General features: G+C 40.2%; 20 protein-coding genes. 18 read left to right on the plus strand and 2 right to left on the minus strand.

What is annotated here, in order from left to right; translation table 11 throughout:
* Nucleotides 1–53: 53 nt before the first annotated feature.
* The 10 genes from HMPREF0847_RS05565 to HMPREF0847_RS05610 all read left to right on the plus strand — a co-directional run bounded on the left by HMPREF0847_RS05565 (nucleotide 54) and on the right by HMPREF0847_RS05610 (nucleotide 9183).
* Nucleotides 54–491 carry a PTS sugar transporter subunit IIA gene (locus HMPREF0847_RS05565; RefSeq protein ID WP_008810036.1) on the plus strand — a complete coding sequence of 146 codons (438 nt, stop codon included), beginning with the start codon at nucleotides 54–56 and terminating at the stop codon, nucleotides 489–491.
* Nucleotides 492–511: 20 nt separating this feature from the next.
* The gene (locus tag HMPREF0847_RS05570; protein WP_008810035.1) at nucleotides 512–1006 is read left to right on the plus strand and encodes a PTS system mannose/fructose/N-acetylgalactosamine-transporter subunit IIB; all 495 of its coding nucleotides are present in this window, start codon (nucleotides 512–514) and stop codon (nucleotides 1004–1006) included.
* Between the two features lie 30 nt (nucleotides 1007–1036).
* Nucleotides 1037–1888: a PTS mannose/fructose/sorbose/N-acetylgalactosamine transporter subunit IIC gene (locus HMPREF0847_RS05575; protein ID WP_008810034.1), complete on the plus strand. Its 852-nt coding sequence runs from the start codon at nucleotides 1037–1039 to the stop codon at nucleotides 1886–1888.
* A 1-nt stretch (nucleotide 1889) separates the two neighbouring features.
* Nucleotides 1890–2720 (plus strand): PTS system mannose/fructose/sorbose family transporter subunit IID, encoded by an 831-nt coding sequence (locus tag HMPREF0847_RS05580; RefSeq protein WP_008810033.1) that lies wholly within the window; start codon nucleotides 1890–1892, stop codon nucleotides 2718–2720.
* An 11-nt stretch (nucleotides 2721–2731) separates the two neighbouring features.
* Nucleotides 2732–3022 carry a hypothetical protein gene (locus HMPREF0847_RS05585; RefSeq protein ID WP_008810032.1) on the plus strand — a complete coding sequence of 97 codons (291 nt, stop codon included), beginning with the start codon at nucleotides 2732–2734 and terminating at the stop codon, nucleotides 3020–3022.
* Nucleotides 3023–3424: 402 nt separating this feature from the next.
* Nucleotides 3425–5398 carry an ABC transporter substrate binding protein gene (locus HMPREF0847_RS05590; protein ID WP_008810031.1) on the plus strand — a complete coding sequence of 658 codons (1974 nt, stop codon included), beginning with the start codon at nucleotides 3425–3427 and terminating at the stop codon, nucleotides 5396–5398.
* On the plus strand, nucleotides 5398–6201 hold the full coding sequence (locus HMPREF0847_RS05595) for an ABC transporter ATP-binding protein (RefSeq protein WP_008810030.1): 804 nt from the start codon (nucleotides 5398–5400) through the stop codon (nucleotides 6199–6201). The genes HMPREF0847_RS05590 and HMPREF0847_RS05595 overlap by 1 nt, the downstream gene beginning before the upstream one ends.
* Before the next feature lie 159 nt (nucleotides 6202–6360).
* Complete coding sequence (gene groES, locus HMPREF0847_RS05600; protein WP_020992701.1) at nucleotides 6361–6642, plus strand: co-chaperone GroES; 282 nt, start codon at nucleotides 6361–6363, stop codon at nucleotides 6640–6642.
* 22 nt (nucleotides 6643–6664) lie between these two features.
* Nucleotides 6665–8287, plus strand: coding sequence for a chaperonin GroEL (gene groL, locus HMPREF0847_RS05605; protein WP_008810028.1), 1623 nt, complete (start codon nucleotides 6665–6667; stop codon nucleotides 8285–8287).
* A 137-nt stretch (nucleotides 8288–8424) separates the two neighbouring features.
* Nucleotides 8425–9183, plus strand: a complete 759-nt coding sequence (locus HMPREF0847_RS05610; RefSeq protein WP_020992702.1) for an epoxyqueuosine reductase QueH — start codon at nucleotides 8425–8427, stop codon at nucleotides 9181–9183.
* A gap of 93 nt (nucleotides 9184–9276) precedes the next feature.
* Here HMPREF0847_RS05610 and HMPREF0847_RS05615 read toward each other — a convergent pair whose 3' ends face one another.
* Nucleotides 9277–10098: a PrsW family glutamic-type intramembrane protease gene (locus HMPREF0847_RS05615; RefSeq protein WP_008810026.1), complete on the minus strand. Its 822-nt coding sequence runs from the start codon at nucleotides 10096–10098 to the stop codon at nucleotides 9277–9279.
* Between the two features lie 47 nt (nucleotides 10099–10145).
* Complete coding sequence (folE, locus tag HMPREF0847_RS05620; RefSeq protein WP_008810025.1) at nucleotides 10146–10709, minus strand: GTP cyclohydrolase I FolE; 564 nt, start codon at nucleotides 10707–10709, stop codon at nucleotides 10146–10148.
* 214 nt (nucleotides 10710–10923) lie between these two features.
* Here folE and HMPREF0847_RS11355 point away from each other — a divergent pair, with 214 nt between their 5' ends.
* The 8 genes from HMPREF0847_RS11355 to HMPREF0847_RS05655 all read left to right on the plus strand — a co-directional run bounded on the left by HMPREF0847_RS11355 (nucleotide 10924) and on the right by HMPREF0847_RS05655 (nucleotide 14610).
* On the plus strand, nucleotides 10924–11085 hold the full coding sequence (locus tag HMPREF0847_RS11355; protein ID WP_008809890.1) for a hypothetical protein: 162 nt from the start codon (nucleotides 10924–10926) through the stop codon (nucleotides 11083–11085).
* Nucleotides 11086–11088: 3 nt separating this feature from the next.
* Nucleotides 11089–11949 (plus strand): replication initiator protein A, encoded by an 861-nt coding sequence (locus HMPREF0847_RS05630; protein WP_008809889.1) that lies wholly within the window; start codon nucleotides 11089–11091, stop codon nucleotides 11947–11949.
* Between the two features lie 53 nt (nucleotides 11950–12002).
* On the plus strand, nucleotides 12003–12179 hold the full coding sequence (locus HMPREF0847_RS11360; protein ID WP_008809888.1) for a hypothetical protein: 177 nt from the start codon (nucleotides 12003–12005) through the stop codon (nucleotides 12177–12179).
* Nucleotides 12180–12198: 19 nt separating this feature from the next.
* On the plus strand, nucleotides 12199–12459 hold the full coding sequence (locus HMPREF0847_RS05635) for a hypothetical protein (RefSeq protein ID WP_020992703.1): 261 nt from the start codon (nucleotides 12199–12201) through the stop codon (nucleotides 12457–12459).
* 332 nt (nucleotides 12460–12791) lie between these two features.
* Entirely contained in the window at nucleotides 12792–13097 is a 306-nt protein-coding gene (locus HMPREF0847_RS05640) for a hypothetical protein (protein ID WP_008809886.1), read from the plus strand.
* Nucleotides 13098–13115: 18 nt separating this feature from the next.
* Complete coding sequence (locus tag HMPREF0847_RS05645) at nucleotides 13116–13340, plus strand: hypothetical protein (RefSeq protein WP_002905332.1); 225 nt, start codon at nucleotides 13116–13118, stop codon at nucleotides 13338–13340.
* A gap of 17 nt (nucleotides 13341–13357) precedes the next feature.
* Nucleotides 13358–14110, plus strand: a complete 753-nt coding sequence (locus HMPREF0847_RS05650; protein WP_008809885.1) for a type IV secretion system protein — start codon at nucleotides 13358–13360, stop codon at nucleotides 14108–14110.
* Nucleotides 14111–14151: 41 nt separating this feature from the next.
* Nucleotides 14152–14610, plus strand: coding sequence for a hypothetical protein (locus HMPREF0847_RS05655; RefSeq protein WP_008809884.1), 459 nt, complete (start codon nucleotides 14152–14154; stop codon nucleotides 14608–14610).
* Nucleotides 14611–14615 lie beyond the last annotated feature (5 nt).

The raw sequence follows: 14615 nt of genomic DNA on the forward strand, positions 1-14615 counted from the left end.
ATCATTTAAAGTCTGAATTGGCTAAGAAGTAGAAGGGTAAGGAGGCAGGAAAGATGAAATATCTTGTATTGGTCAGCCACGGTGGCTTGGCCGAAGGGGTGCAAAGTTCTTTGGGAATGTTTGCCGGCGACAAGACAGATCAAGTGATTGCTGTTGGTCTAAAAGCAGGTAAGTCAGTAGACGATTTTGCCTTGGAGTTTCGCCAAGCTTTAGCGGGCTTAGCTGAGGAAGATCAGGTTCTTGTGTTGGCAGATATTGTTGGGGGAAGCCCTCTTACTACTGCCTGCAATGTCTTGGCTGAACTTGGGAAACTAGACACAGCAGTTGTCCTAGGTGGTCTAAACCTGACTATGGCTTTAACAGGGCTAGTGATGAAAGATATGTTAGAAGGCAAAGAACTAGCTAGAACCATTCTTTCAGAAGCTTCAGCAGCTCTTCAAGAATTCGAAGTCGCAACCGATAGCGACGAAGAAGATGACGACGATATTTAAATACTTAAAGGAGATTTATCATGACAATTTCATTTGTACGGATTGATGACCGCATGATCCACGGTCAGACAGTTACTCGCTGGGCTAAGGAATATCCTTGTGATGGCTTAATTGCGGTCAATGATGCAGCTGCAGGGAATGCCGTGTTAAAACAGGCTTATAAAGCTGCTTCAGATAAGAAAACTTTTGTTTGGACTAAGGAAGCTTTCAAAGAAAAATCACAAAAGGTCTTGGATTCAGATAGTCGCTATTTCTTAATCACAAAGAATCCAATTGATATGAAAGAAATTTTAGTAGACCAAGGCTTTGTTCCAGCTGATGTCAAAGAAATTATCGTCGGCCCTGCTAATGATCGCCCAGGAGCAACGAAATTAGGAAATAATCAGTCCATTACTCAGGAAGAAGCAGAGGCAATTGAAGCAATTGAAAAGGCTGGTTATAAGGTGAAATTCCAATTGTTGCCAGATGTTTCCATCGGCTACTGGAGTGATTTCAAGTCTAAATTTGGTTTTTAATAATACTATAAGCGTTAAAGGAGGCTTATTATGACAATTTCTTGGTTACAGGCCGCTTTGCTAGGATTGTTTGCGTGTTTGTCATCCATGCCTGGTCTAGGTGGTACATCAATTGGTAACTATACTCTGGGACGCCCGCTTGTTGGTGGACTTGTTTCAGGGCTTATCTTAGGGGATATTAAACTAGGGATAGTCTGTGGGGTTGCCATGCAATTGGTTTATATTGCCCTGGTTACTCCTGGTGGTACTGTTTCAGCAGACGTTCGTGCGGTTTCTTATATCGGTATTCCGCTAGCGATGGTAGCTATTACGACACAAGGCTTAGCCCTCGATTCTTCAGATGCAGCAAACTTGGCTAAATCAATGGGAACTTTGGTAGGGACAGTTGGTACCGTTCTATTTTATGGTACAGCAACAATGAACTTGCTCTGGCAACATATTGGTTGGAAAGCTGTTGAAAAGGGAGAATTTAAACGTTTATACGCAGTAGACTGGGGCTTCCCATGGATTTCACACATTGTCTTCTCCTTCTTGCCAACTCTAATCATGTGTAAATTAGGGGCAGATGCAGTTACAGCTTTGAAATCAGCCCTTCCTTTGGATGGAATTCCAATGAAAACCCTCTTTACAGTGGGCTCACTCCTTCCATGTGTCGGAATCGCTATTTTGTTAAAACAAATTGTTGAAAAAGCTGTCGACTTTATTCCTTTCTTTGTCGGTTTTACTCTTGCAGCTTCTCTAGGATTAAATCTAGTCTCTTGTGCAGTCATTTCATTGATTTTCGCTGTTCTATTCTATGAAATTCAAATGGCTAAAAATGTCAGAGCTCAAGCAGTAGCAAGTACAGGCGTGATTGATGACGATGATGAGGAGGATATCTAAAATGGCAAAATTAACGAAAAAAACATTAGGAAAATCTTTCCATCATTGGTACTATGGTAACTTGACTTGCTTCTCACAAGAGCACATGCAGACTTTTGGTTATCTCGCGTCTATGCTACCAATTGTGGAAGAACTTTATTCGAAAAAAGAAGACCAAGCAAAGGCAATGCATACTTATACAGCCTTCTTCAATACTGAACCACAGCTAGGTGCCTTGATTGTCGGGATTACAGCAGGGCTCGAAGAAGCACGTGCAAATGGTGCTGACGGAGTGGATGATGAAACAATCAATGGACTTCGTGCTGGTTTGATGGGACCTGTTGCTGGTATAGGTGACTCACTGATTGTTGGGACCCTGATCCCGATTATCTTGGGGATAGCCCTTGGTTTGTCAAATGGAGGATCTCCACTAGGTGCTATCTTCTATATCGTTGTCTGGAACTTGCTAGCTTACTTCGGTATGAAATTTGCCTATTTTAAAGGATACGAACTGGGCGACAAAGCGGTTGAATTTCTTGTTGGTCCTCAAGGACAAGCTATCCGTAAATCTGTATCTATCATTGGTGGTATGGTTATTGGTGCGGTAGCAGCTACTTGGGTGCCTGTTAAAACAGCTTTCCAATTAAAAGACTCATCAGGAAAAGCATTCTTGGTTCTGCAAGATCAGTTAGACGGAGTTTATCCTGGACTTTTGACGGCATTATTTATCGTCTTTTGCTGGTGGTTAATGGCTAAGAAAAATCTGTCTCCAATCAAAGTGATGCTGCTTCTTGTAGTTGTTGCATTTATTGGTGTATTACTTGGCTTCTTTAATCCAGGTTTGAAATATTAAAAGGAGAAATCATGACAGAACAAGAATTGATTCAAGGCTATGAAACAGAAATTCACTATCAAAAACATATGATTGAAAATCTAGGACGTTGGTTTAGTCTCTTCTTTACCATTGCGAGTATCGGTCTTGTTCTGATTTATTTCTTCCGCCAAACCAATATGATTCTTTTCATTGTTGGAATTATCCTAGCAGTTTTAGGTATTCTTGCCATGTTAGTATTTGGTTATGGTATCTACAAAGGCCGACTCAATCTTCAAAAAGTCATTGATGATTTTGAAGCTAAAATTCAAATAAAATATTAAGCTAGATGCCCCTGATAAAAGATTATCGGGGGTTGATTATTAAAAATTTTCAGAAATTTTCTAAAAAAGTCTTGACATTGTCTGAAATTAAGGGTATAGTATTAAACAATAAAAACAAGGAGAAATAAAATGGTTAAACAAACGTCATCACAGACAATTAAATTAAATACCTACTTTTACTTTAGTTTCTTTAGATAGACGTTTGTAGCCGAAAGGATACAAACGTTCCCCGTTTGTATCTATGAAGCTAAAGCATTTTATGATGAATCCAGCTGATTAGATATCTTTTCTAACTGACTGGATAAAAGTGGATGATTGATCTCATCTATATCAGCACTTAAAAGCCAGTTAGAATAAAATCTAATTGGCTTTTTGTTTTTGAAAAAATTTAAGGAGCATGATATGAAAAAAACACTACTTTCCTTGGTTAGTTTGGCGATGGCCTTACTTCTTGTAGCAGGATGCAGTTCTTCAAAGAAGTCGGAAAAACAGGTCCACATTGGGATTCTTCAATATGTGGAGCATGAGTCCCTGACAGCTGCTCGAAAAGGCTTTGAGAATGAGTTGAAAGACCAAGGGTATATTGATGGTAAGAATATCAAGATTGACTACCAGAATGCCCAAGGGGACCAGTCCAATCTCCAGACGATTTCTACGAGCCTACTTTCTAAGAATGACTTGGTTCTAGGGATTGCAACGCCAGCAGCCCAATCATTAGTCAATCTATCGACTGATACCCCTATTCTCTTTACGGCGATTACAGATCCTGTCTCTGCAAAGCTCGTGAAGTCTATGGACAAGGTTGGCGGTCTGGCAACTGGTACCAGTGACCGAGTTTCTGCAAAGAAACAAGTGGCTCTACTGAAAAAAGTCATGCCTAATCTGAAAAAAGTTGGGATTATGTATACGACTAATGAACGAAATTCAGAGATTCAGGTGCAAGAGGCAGAAGCAGCGTTTAAAGAAGCTGGTATTGAGACAGTTGTCAAGGGGATTTCCTCCACTAATGATGTGCAAGATACTACAAAAAGCCTGATGAGTCAGACGGAAGCCCTCTTTATCCCTGCTGATAATACCATCGTTTCAGCGATCACCTTGGTGACAGACTTATCTAAAGAAATGAAGGTGCCCGTAGTGGGTGGTTCTGTTGACGTGGTAGATGATGGGGTGCTCTTTACCTACGGGGCTGATTTTGAAGCTTTGGGTCGCCAAACTGCTAAAATGGCTATTCGAATTATGAATGGAGAAAAGGTCGATGATATTTCAGCTGAAGATCCTGAGACGCTAAAGGCAGTCGCTAATAAAGAAATGGCTCAGCTTCTAGGAATCGACATCAGTGCCATTGAGCAAGAGGAGCAGGCAAATGCTCAAACGAAAAAAACAACTCAGAAAAGCTCTTCTACTAAAAACACTGCAAATCCGAAAGTGAATTCTCTTTCTAAATCCAAGTCGTCTGATTCATCTGGTGGTCTTCTAGATATTGTACTCTCTGCTCTATCTCAAGGTTTGCTCTGGTCCATTATGGCTATTGGAGTCTTCATTACCTTCCGGATTTTAGATATTGCAGACCTGACTGCAGAAGGATCCTTCCCACTTGGTGCAGCAACTACAGCCATTTTGATTATGAAAGGCCTGAATCCTCTTCTAGCCACCATTGGCGGTTTCATTGCTGGAATGCTGGCGGGGGCAGTGTCTGGTTTTCTACATACCAAGATGAAGATTCCAGCTCTTCTGACTGGGATTATCACCCTGACTGCCCTTTACTCTATTAACTTACTTGTACTAGGAAGTTCTAATCTTTCTCTTTCTGGGCAAAAGACCCTGGTAACTATGATGACAAGTTTACTTAGTCTATCCAAGACTGCTTCTGTCATTGTATTAGGGCTTGCTTTCGTTGCCTTTGTTATCTTACTTTTAATTGTCCTACTCAATACCCAGCTTGGCTTAGCTTTGCGGGCGACCGGAGATAATTTGACTATGGGGGCAGCCAATGGAATTAAAGTTGACCGAATTAAGATTTTAGGTTATATGCTTTCAAATGGGCTAATTGCCCTTGCTGGCTCCCTTTTAGCTCAAAATAATGGTTATGCGGATATGAATATGGGAACAGGAACCATTGTAAACGGCTTAGCATCGATTATCTTGGCCGAAGTCATTGTTAAATACCTTCCGCTTGGAAAACGTCTCTGGTCCATTGTGGTCGGATCCATCCTATATCGTTTAGTTCTAGTAGTTATTCTGGCTATGAATGTGGATGCTCAAATGCTTAAATTAGCCTCAGCTATTCTTCTTGCTCTCATTCTTTACGTTCCAGAAATTCGTCAAAAATTGCAGATTAAAGCAAACAAAACCTTAACACCAGGAGGTGACAGCTAATGCCTTTATTAACATTAACCAATATTCATAAGACCTTTGAAAAAGGAACAATCAATGAGAATCCTGTTCTCCGAGGCTTGGATCTCGAAATCGAACAGGGAGACTTTATTTCCGTAATTGGTGGGAATGGAGCAGGGAAATCAACCTTGATGAACTCTATCGCAGGTGTCGTAGAGATTGATGATGGAGATATCTTGCTTGATGGTCAGTCTATTAGAAAGTCTTCAGTAGCTGATCGATCGAAAAGTATTAGTCGAGTTTTTCAAGACCCGCGGATGGGGACAGCCACCAATTTAACGATAGAAGAAAACATGGCCATTGCCTACCGTCGTGGGAAGAAGCGGAGTTTTTTCAAACGCTCAATTACGGAAGAAGAACGCCAAATCTTTAAGGGTGCACTGGAACATCTCGGCCTAGGTCTCGAAAATAGGATGAAGACGGATGCTAATTTCTTGTCTGGTGGTCAAAGACAGGCTTTGACTCTTTCGATGGCGACCCTAGTTCGACCTAAGGTTCTCTTGCTGGACGAACATACCGCAGCTCTCGATCCTAAAACAAGTGATATGGTGATGAACTTAACGAAAAAAGTAGTAGAAGAGCAGAAACTAACAACCCTCATGGTCACTCATAACATGGAACACGCCATTGAGTATGGTAATCGCTTGATTATGCTCTATCATGGGAAGATTGTCGTGGATGTGAAGGGTGAAGAAAAGGAAAATCTAACGGTAGCTCAGCTCATGGATCTCTTCCATAAAAACAGTGGTCAAGTACTGAATGATGATGCTCTAGTCCTAGGGTAAGACAAAAAAACTGATTGGTTTTTCTGATCAGTTTTTTTAAGTTCTTTGAAGAAAAATAGTATTTTTTTCTTGACTATTTTTGACCAAGTGATAAAATAATAACTATAGATTAGCACTCGATAGACGAGAGTGCTAAAATTCAATCTCAGGAGGGATACTATGTTAAAACCATTAGGTGACCGAGTGGTCCTAAAAATAGAAGAAAAAGAAGAGAAAGTTGGCGGTTTTGTTATTGCAGGTAACAGTCATGCAGCGACTAAGACAGCCACAGTTGTAGCGGTTGGCCAAGGAGTTCGTACGCTGACTGGTGAATTGGTAGCACCATCTGTCAAAGCTGGAGACAAGGTTCTTGTTGAAAGCCACGCAGGAGTAGAAGTGAAAGACGGTGAAGAAACCCACCTTCTAGTCAGCGAAGCCAATATTCTAGCAATAGTTGAGTAAGATTAGAAAAGAGGGATAAAAAATGGCAAAAGACATTAAATTTTCAGCTGATGCAAGAAGTGCAATGGTACGCGGAGTCGATATTTTAGCAGATACAGTCAAAGTAACCTTGGGACCTAAAGGTCGCAATGTTGTTTTGGAAAAATCTTTTGGCTCTCCCCTTATCACCAATGACGGTGTGACCATCGCTAAAGAAATTGAATTGGAAGACCACTTTGAAAATATGGGTGCTAAGTTGGTGTCAGAAGTTGCTTCCAAAACCAACGATATCGCAGGTGACGGAACAACAACAGCAACTGTTTTAACGCAGGCTATCGTCCGCGAAGGAATCAAAAACGTAACTGCCGGAGCCAATCCAATCGGTATCCGTCGTGGGATTGAAGCAGCTGTTGCAACAGCTGTCAGCGCTCTGAAAGAAACTGCTATTCCAGTTTCTAACAAGGAAGCGATCGCTCAGGTTGCTGCCGTTTCTTCTCGTAGTGAGAAAGTCGGTGAATACATTTCTGAGGCTATGGAAAAAGTTGGCAACGACGGAGTTATCACTATCGAAGAGTCCAAAGGGATGGAAACTGAGCTGGATGTTGTAGAAGGAATGCAGTTTGACCGTGGCTACTTGTCTCAATACATGGTGACAGATAGTGAAAAAATGGTGGCTGATCTGGACAATCCTTATATTTTGATTACAGACAAGAAAATTTCTAACATTCAAGAAATCCTGCCATTGTTGGAAAGCATCTTGAAAACCAACCGTCCGCTTTTGATCATTGCAGATGATGTGGATGGCGAAGCCTTGCCAACACTGGTTCTTAACAAGATTCGTGGAACTTTCAACGTTGTTGCTGTTAAAGCACCAGGTTTTGGTGATCGTCGTAAGGCTATGTTGGAAGATATTGCCATCTTGACAGGTGGAACAGTCATTACAGAAGATCTTGGTTTGGACCTCAAGGATGCGACTATTGAAGCACTTGGACAAGCATCTAAAGTCACTGTTGACAAGGACAGCACCGTGATTGTCGAAGGTTCTGGCAATCCAGAAGCTATTGCTAACCGTGTAGCTGTTATTAAGTCTCAAATTGAAAGTGCAACTTCAGAATTTGACAAGGAAAAACTGCAAGAACGTTTGGCTAAATTGTCTGGTGGTGTAGCTGTGATTAAGGTTGGAGCTGCAACCGAAACAGAACTCAAGGAAATGAAACTCCGCATTGAAGATGCCCTTAACGCAACCCGTGCCGCTGTAGAAGAAGGAATTGTATCCGGTGGCGGTACAGCCTTTGTTAGCGTTTTAGATGCAGTTGCTGCTCTCGAATTAACAGGAGATGAAGCTACTGGTCGTAATATTGTACTTCGTGCCTTGGAAGAGCCAGTTCGCCAAATCGCTCTCAATGCAGGCTTTGAAGGTTCAATCGTCATTGACCGTTTGAAAAACTCTGAAGCTGGTACAGGTTTCAATGCAGCGACTGGTGAATGGGTTAACATGATTGAGGCTGGAATCATTGACCCAGTCAAGGTGACTCGTTCAGCCTTGCAAAATGCAGCTTCTGTTGCTAGCCTGATCTTGACTACCGAAGCAGTGGTAGCGAATCAGCCAGAGCCAGCTAGTCCAGCACCAGCCATGGATCCAAGCATGATGGGTGGCATGATGTAGTCATTAGCTAAAAGCTTAAATAACAAAAAGAGGAAAGATTTTTCCTCTTTTTTTACTGTTGAAACATAATTATTTCCTTGAAGATTTGAGCTCAGGCTTCCTATATGATAAAATAACGATAGAAAAAGGAGAAAATGATGATTGATGTAGAAGAAATTCTGAGCAAGATGAATCTCAACCAGAAAATCAATTATGACCGTGTCATGCAGAAAATGGTCCAGGTTTGGGAAAAGGATCAGAAACGTCCAACTATTCTTATGCATACGTGTTGCGCCCCTTGCTCGACCTATACCTTGGAATATCTCAGCCAATATGCGGATGTGACAATTTATTTTGCCAACTCCAATATTCATCCTAAGGCGGAGTATCAGAGGAGGGCTTATGTGACTCAAAAGTTTGTCAGCGACTTCAATGAGAAAACAGGCTATACAGTTCAGTATTTGGAAGCACCCTATGCACCTCAGGAATTTTTCCGAAAAGTTCATGGCCTGGAGGATGAACCTGAAGGGGGCGATCGTTGCAAGGTCTGTTATGACTATCGATTGGACCAGACGGCAGAAGTTGCGGTTGAACTTGGTTTTGATTATTTCGGTAGTGCCCTGACTATCAGCCCACATAAGAATTCACAAACCATCAACAGTGTTGGTATTGAGGTTCAAAAGGTCTATGCTACTCACTATTTACCGAGTGATTTCAAGAAAAATCAAGGCTACAAGCGCTCGGTGGAGATGTGCGAGGAATATGATATTTATCGTCAGTGTTATTGTGGCTGTATTTTTGGTGCCCAAGACCAGGGAATCGACTTAGTAAAAGTAAAGAAAGAAGCTACAGCCTTTATGGCGGGCAAGGATTTAGAAAAGGACCACTCTCATATCAAGTTCACAGTGATAGATTAGTTCTTGATAGACTCATAGTCTGTGGACAATAAAAAGAACTGCTCTAAGATAGATTGTTCTGTCTTGGGGCAGTTCTTTTTATTATATAAGTGTTTAAAAATGTAAACTTGGCTGATCATTATCCAATCGCGCAGCTGTTTGGTAGGCTAGGAAGAAGGTAAAAATAGCTAGGGCAGATAGGATGGGTCTTACAAGCGGTATTTCGGTTTCAATAGCTGAAAGCGGTGAGTTCCAGATGAAATGTAGGATGAAAGCCGCTAGGAAGTAGATAAGTCCTGTTTTGAAGTTGCTAGCATTCTTTTTGCGATAGCGAATCATGAGGGTCAAACCGAAAGCAGTCAAGCCTGTGTAGAGCCAATGTGAGGCGATTGAGCCAACCACGCGTCCCAAAATTCCTGAGATAGCGAAAGAGAAGCCTTCTGACATATCAGATAAGATATAAGAGAAGTCCTCACTGATTTGGAAACCAAATCCCGCTACAATTCCTAGAAGTAAGATAGACTTCAAGTTTTTTACAGGAACTAAGTAGAGAGCAAAGGCTACACCGATCAATTTGAGAGGCTCTTCGACAAGTGGCGCTACGATAGCACTTTCTAAATCATTAATAAAAGAAATAGATAAAGTAGAAACACCGTCATGGATATAAGTGTTGGCAAGACCAGAAGTCCATCCCGCGATGAATAGCCCGCCCAAGAAGGCGATGATTAAGCTGGCAAGTGGAGTCTTCCATTTTTTTTGAACGTGTAAAATGATTAAGCTAGCTGGAACGATATAAAGCAAGGCTAATAAGGCAGCCAGTCCAATAATGCCGTAGGCTTTGCCGGATAATTCGCCTAGAGTATAGGTCTTTGTTTCGTACTCGATTCCAATACAGATTAGAGCCAGAAATAGGAGAAATACTAATTTTTTCTTCATAAACTTCTTTCTAAGGTGAGCATAATGTGTTGAGTGATAAGAGGGAATTAGTCGTGATGAATCATGGACAAAATTTCCTGTCTCTGATGAACATTTTCTTTGTAAATTCCTTTTGCAACAGTCGTGACAGTCTTACTACCAGGTTTTTTGATTCCTCGCATAGTCATGCACATATGTTCGGCTTCAACCATGACAAATACACCCTCGGGTGACAAAGCTTCATCTAAGGCTGTCGCAATTTGGGCAGTAAGGCGTTCTTGTAGTTGAGGACGTTTGCTAGCCACTTCAACTGCACGGGCTAATTTGCTCAGCCCGGTGACTTTGCCATTGCTTGGTAGGTAGGCGACATGAGCAACACCATAAAAAGGTAAGAGATGATGTTCACACATGGAATGAAATGGAATATCTTTTACAAGAACGACTTCTTCATGACCTTCCGAAAATACAGCAGTAAATTCATCCTTAGGATCTCGACCAAGTCCAGAAAATACTTCCTGATACATTTTAGCTACTCGCTTTGGTGTGTCGAGCAACCCCTCACGGTCAGGATTTTCCCCAACCAATTTTAATAGTTGGTAAACAGTCTCTTGCAATTTTTCAAAATCAGACATAAAAAACTCCTCATCAGTCAAACTAGTCCTATTATATCGGAAAGGAACAGGGCCGTCAAATACTTGAGCAGTATCAGAATATCTCGTTCATGAAGTTTTAAAGGTAAGTGTCTAGAGTTTTGAGAAAGTGAAAAATTGAATAAGAAATTGACGAGGAAATGAGAAATCATTTCCTCGTTTTTTGTTTGTTTAAGATAACTAAGGAGGGGCTAATATGTCACCTAAAGAAAAAGAATCCAGAGAGGCTATTATTTCATTCTTGATGAAAGAGACTGGTTTTACACGAAAAGAAACGCTAGAAAATTTGAAAGAACTAGAAGCGTTTGGATTGATTAGATTTAACTCAAAAGGTGCTTTTAGACTGAGGGAGGTTTAATCAATGCGAGATATAAAATTTATTAGTGCAAGTCATTATCAAACATCAGAACGATTTTATGCATTACCCAAAATTCTGTTTGAAAGCCCTTTGTACGAGAACATGAGATTAGACTCCAAAGTAGCTTATTCTATGCTGAAAGACAGATTGGATTTATCTTTCAAGAACAATTGGATTGATGAAGATGGAAATATCTATTTGGTATATTCTAACTCTAATCTAATGAAGATCCTAAATTGTTCAAAATCTACTCTTTTAAGAATTAAGAAGCAGCTTACAGAATATGGTTTAATTCGTGAAATTCAACAATCTACTAGTAAATCAGGAAACCTTGCTAACCGGATTTACCTTGGTCTACTACAAGATGATACACTTGCTAGAAATACTGATAAACCAGTTGATTTCAAATCTGACACTAGGGGGGTGTCAAATTTAGACCAGGGGGGTGTCAAAAAAACACCAGGGGGGTGTCAAATTGATACTACCCCGGTATCAGATTTATCCCCTAACGATACTGATATTAGTGATACTGATATTAATGATACTGAATTAATTATTTCTGAGGAGGACGAGGAAAAGGCTACTCAAAATTCAAAAAAGAAAGATCCAAATTCTCTTTTCCGGAAAGTTGATAAAGCTACCCAGTATGATAAAGATTATATCTGTGATTTGGTCTATGCTCAGCTTTTGGAAGATAACTACTCAGAAACAGTAATTAGTGCTATCATGCTGCCATTTGAGGACCGTTACAAGTATGCTCTAGAGAACATGCGCTTTGCACGTTCATCTGAAATGGTTGCTGAGTACGTCTACAATGGCCTCCTGGCTACCTTCAATAGCAATACTAGAAAGCAACTGGAATAAGGTTTTGTTCCTAGTTTAGAAGTTGTTTGAAAAAATCGTAAGGGGTTTTTGGTATGAAAGAAAATGAAGAACAAGTGAAGTACGAAGGCCGAGTTTATTTGTTTAATTGCATTCCTCTTTGGAAAGTAAGTTTTACTAAAAAGCAATGGCAAAAAATAGCTTTTGAGCAATCATCGAAATCAAAGATATACGAACTGATATTCATAGATGATAAAAACAAAGAACGCTGAACATATGGAGGATACAGTAATGGTATTTGAAAGAAGAAACGCAGGTATGGCAGCAATGAAGTCTGAACCAAAGCCTGCTCAACCGTTGAGCATTTATATCGAGTATCATGATTCAACTATAGAGAATATTGACATTAATTATAACCTTGAAGAGATTCAGCAACTATTTAGCACAGCATTCTCTGATGGCGGTGCTTTAAATTTCACGTCTGCAACTCCCCCTTTTAGTATTAATACAAGGTACATCAAGAAAGTGACATTTGTTCCAAAAGAGAACTGAGTCATGATTTAGACTGCGATACTAATATTCTTATAGTTTAACACTTGACCTCAGCAAGTCAATAAACTGCTGCCAGATCTTTGACAACTGAATACCCCCGCTGTCCTGATTAGCGTGACCTAGACATAAAAGAGAAATAGGGGCGGCGAGTAACTAGAAAAGGATATCTAGTGTTGGTCACATGACGTAAAGCCACGGTTGACTTGTCCCGTAAGGCAAAGGAGTTTTAGGGTTTACTAGACTAAAATAACCCTGCGTAAGAAACACGGAAGGCAGTTACGCACTGCCTCGGCAAGCTGTAAATCAGCAACTTTTCAGAAGGGGGATTAACCATGACTGAAAAAAATGATATAAAGTCAGTTACTATCTCTGACCTCAAAAAGATGGGTAAACACGGCAGTGCAACAGCTCGCCTGGACTCAGGAGAAGAGATTAACTTGGGTCCAAAATATGCAACTCAGAGAAGGTCAGGCATTATCGCTGGTCAAGTGCAGGAAGTAGATCTAATCATCCCCTACACTACCCAGCTGATCAGTCAGATACGGACTATTAAAGTCGGTCCAGTACTGGTTGCTAGAAAATTGAAACAACAACGTAAAACCTCCCTGCAGCTGACAGGGCAGGGCTATAAGAAATAATACAAGGAGAATAAAAACATGGAAATTTTTACAACAATCATTCGTTTTTTGGGTATTGGAATTAACATTGGCGGAGCTTTGTTTATTGCAGAGGGATGGCAAACATACGCTGCAGGTAAAAGTTCTAACAGTCCTAATGAACGACTTCAAGGACAAAATAGCATGATTTATGGTGGCATGATGATTGCTGGAGGAACAATCGTAATGACTTATGTAGCTAATCAAATTGCTGCTCTTGGATAAAACCAAAGGAGGCAGATATGGACGTTGATCAAGTTAAAGAATTGACCCAGAGCCTCGCTGAATATGCACCTAAAGTTAATGAGATGTCAACTCTTATTAACTCTTCTAGTATGAAAGCTGCACAATTAATTATTGCTGTAATGTTTCTAATTGAGCTGGATTCTTGGTATCGATATTTGAAACGGGAGGGAGGCGGCTTGAATAGTGGCCTCTTTGCAGAATTAGCTGTGAAGTTTTTATTTGCTTTTATTCTTGTCACTTATTCTGCGACTATTTTTGATGGTATTGCAGAACTCTTTAGTTATATATTAAGTGGTTTAAGCAAGATAATATCAATTATTGCTTTTAAAGGGTCTGTAAAAACAGATGGAGTAGATGGTTGGATTTTAAAGAATTTCTTGGGGCTAATAAGTTGGCTATCGGAAGCTGTTTCTAGTGTCTCTATAAAAATGATTATTTTTATGAGAGCCTTTGAAATGTATATACTCAAAGCAATTGCCCCACTAATCATTGCTTTCTGGATGGCTGATAGCACTAGAGATATGGCCAAGAATCTACTGAAGCAATTTGCAGCTGCAGCTTTTCAAGGAATTGTATTATTCATTGTAGTTGCTATTTATGCTGCTTTTGTAACAGATGATCTCTTTAAGGTTTCAACTGGCAAAGCTGGTGCGGATATTGCTTTTGCTGGGATTTTTAAATTACTTGTTTTTATATTTACACTTTGGAAAACCCAGCAACAGTCTAAAAAATTATTCGGAACTTCCTAGTAAATTGTGCTATAATAATAAAAAGGGGAAGGGGTGAGAAGATGGCAACAGAATTAGAAAAAGCAGTTAAAAAGCTTAATCAGGCGTTAAGTCAAGCTTCGGAAGAAGAGCGTACAGAGTTTCTGGAACAGAATTTTCAGCCGGATCAATTTGAACTGACTTCTAAAGCAGCTGTTCCTAACTGGAAAAAGTTTGTTTCCCAGTTAGGTCGGTTGCTAGCTAGGGCAGGATTTATTGTGCTTCGGGTATTGCTTTGGATTCTCAAAGCTCCTTTTTTCATTCTTTCCTTCCTGAAAAATTGGTTTTTTATGGGCTTAGGATTGTGGGTGATGTGTTGGTTTCTTGATGGGGTTTATCGGGTTGTTATATTAGATCAGTATAGACCTTTCCAATCAACTCCAACATCGATTAATGACAACATCACTACAATAATAGTGATTATAGCAGGGATTTTATCCCTGATTGGAACGGCTTTACAATATAAAGGCGAGATTGACTAGAATTG

The organism is Streptococcus sp. 2_1_36FAA, from assembly GCF_000161955.2.
In the GTDB taxonomy this organism is placed as follows: Bacteria; Bacillota; Bacilli; order Lactobacillales; family Streptococcaceae; genus Streptococcus; species Streptococcus gordonii.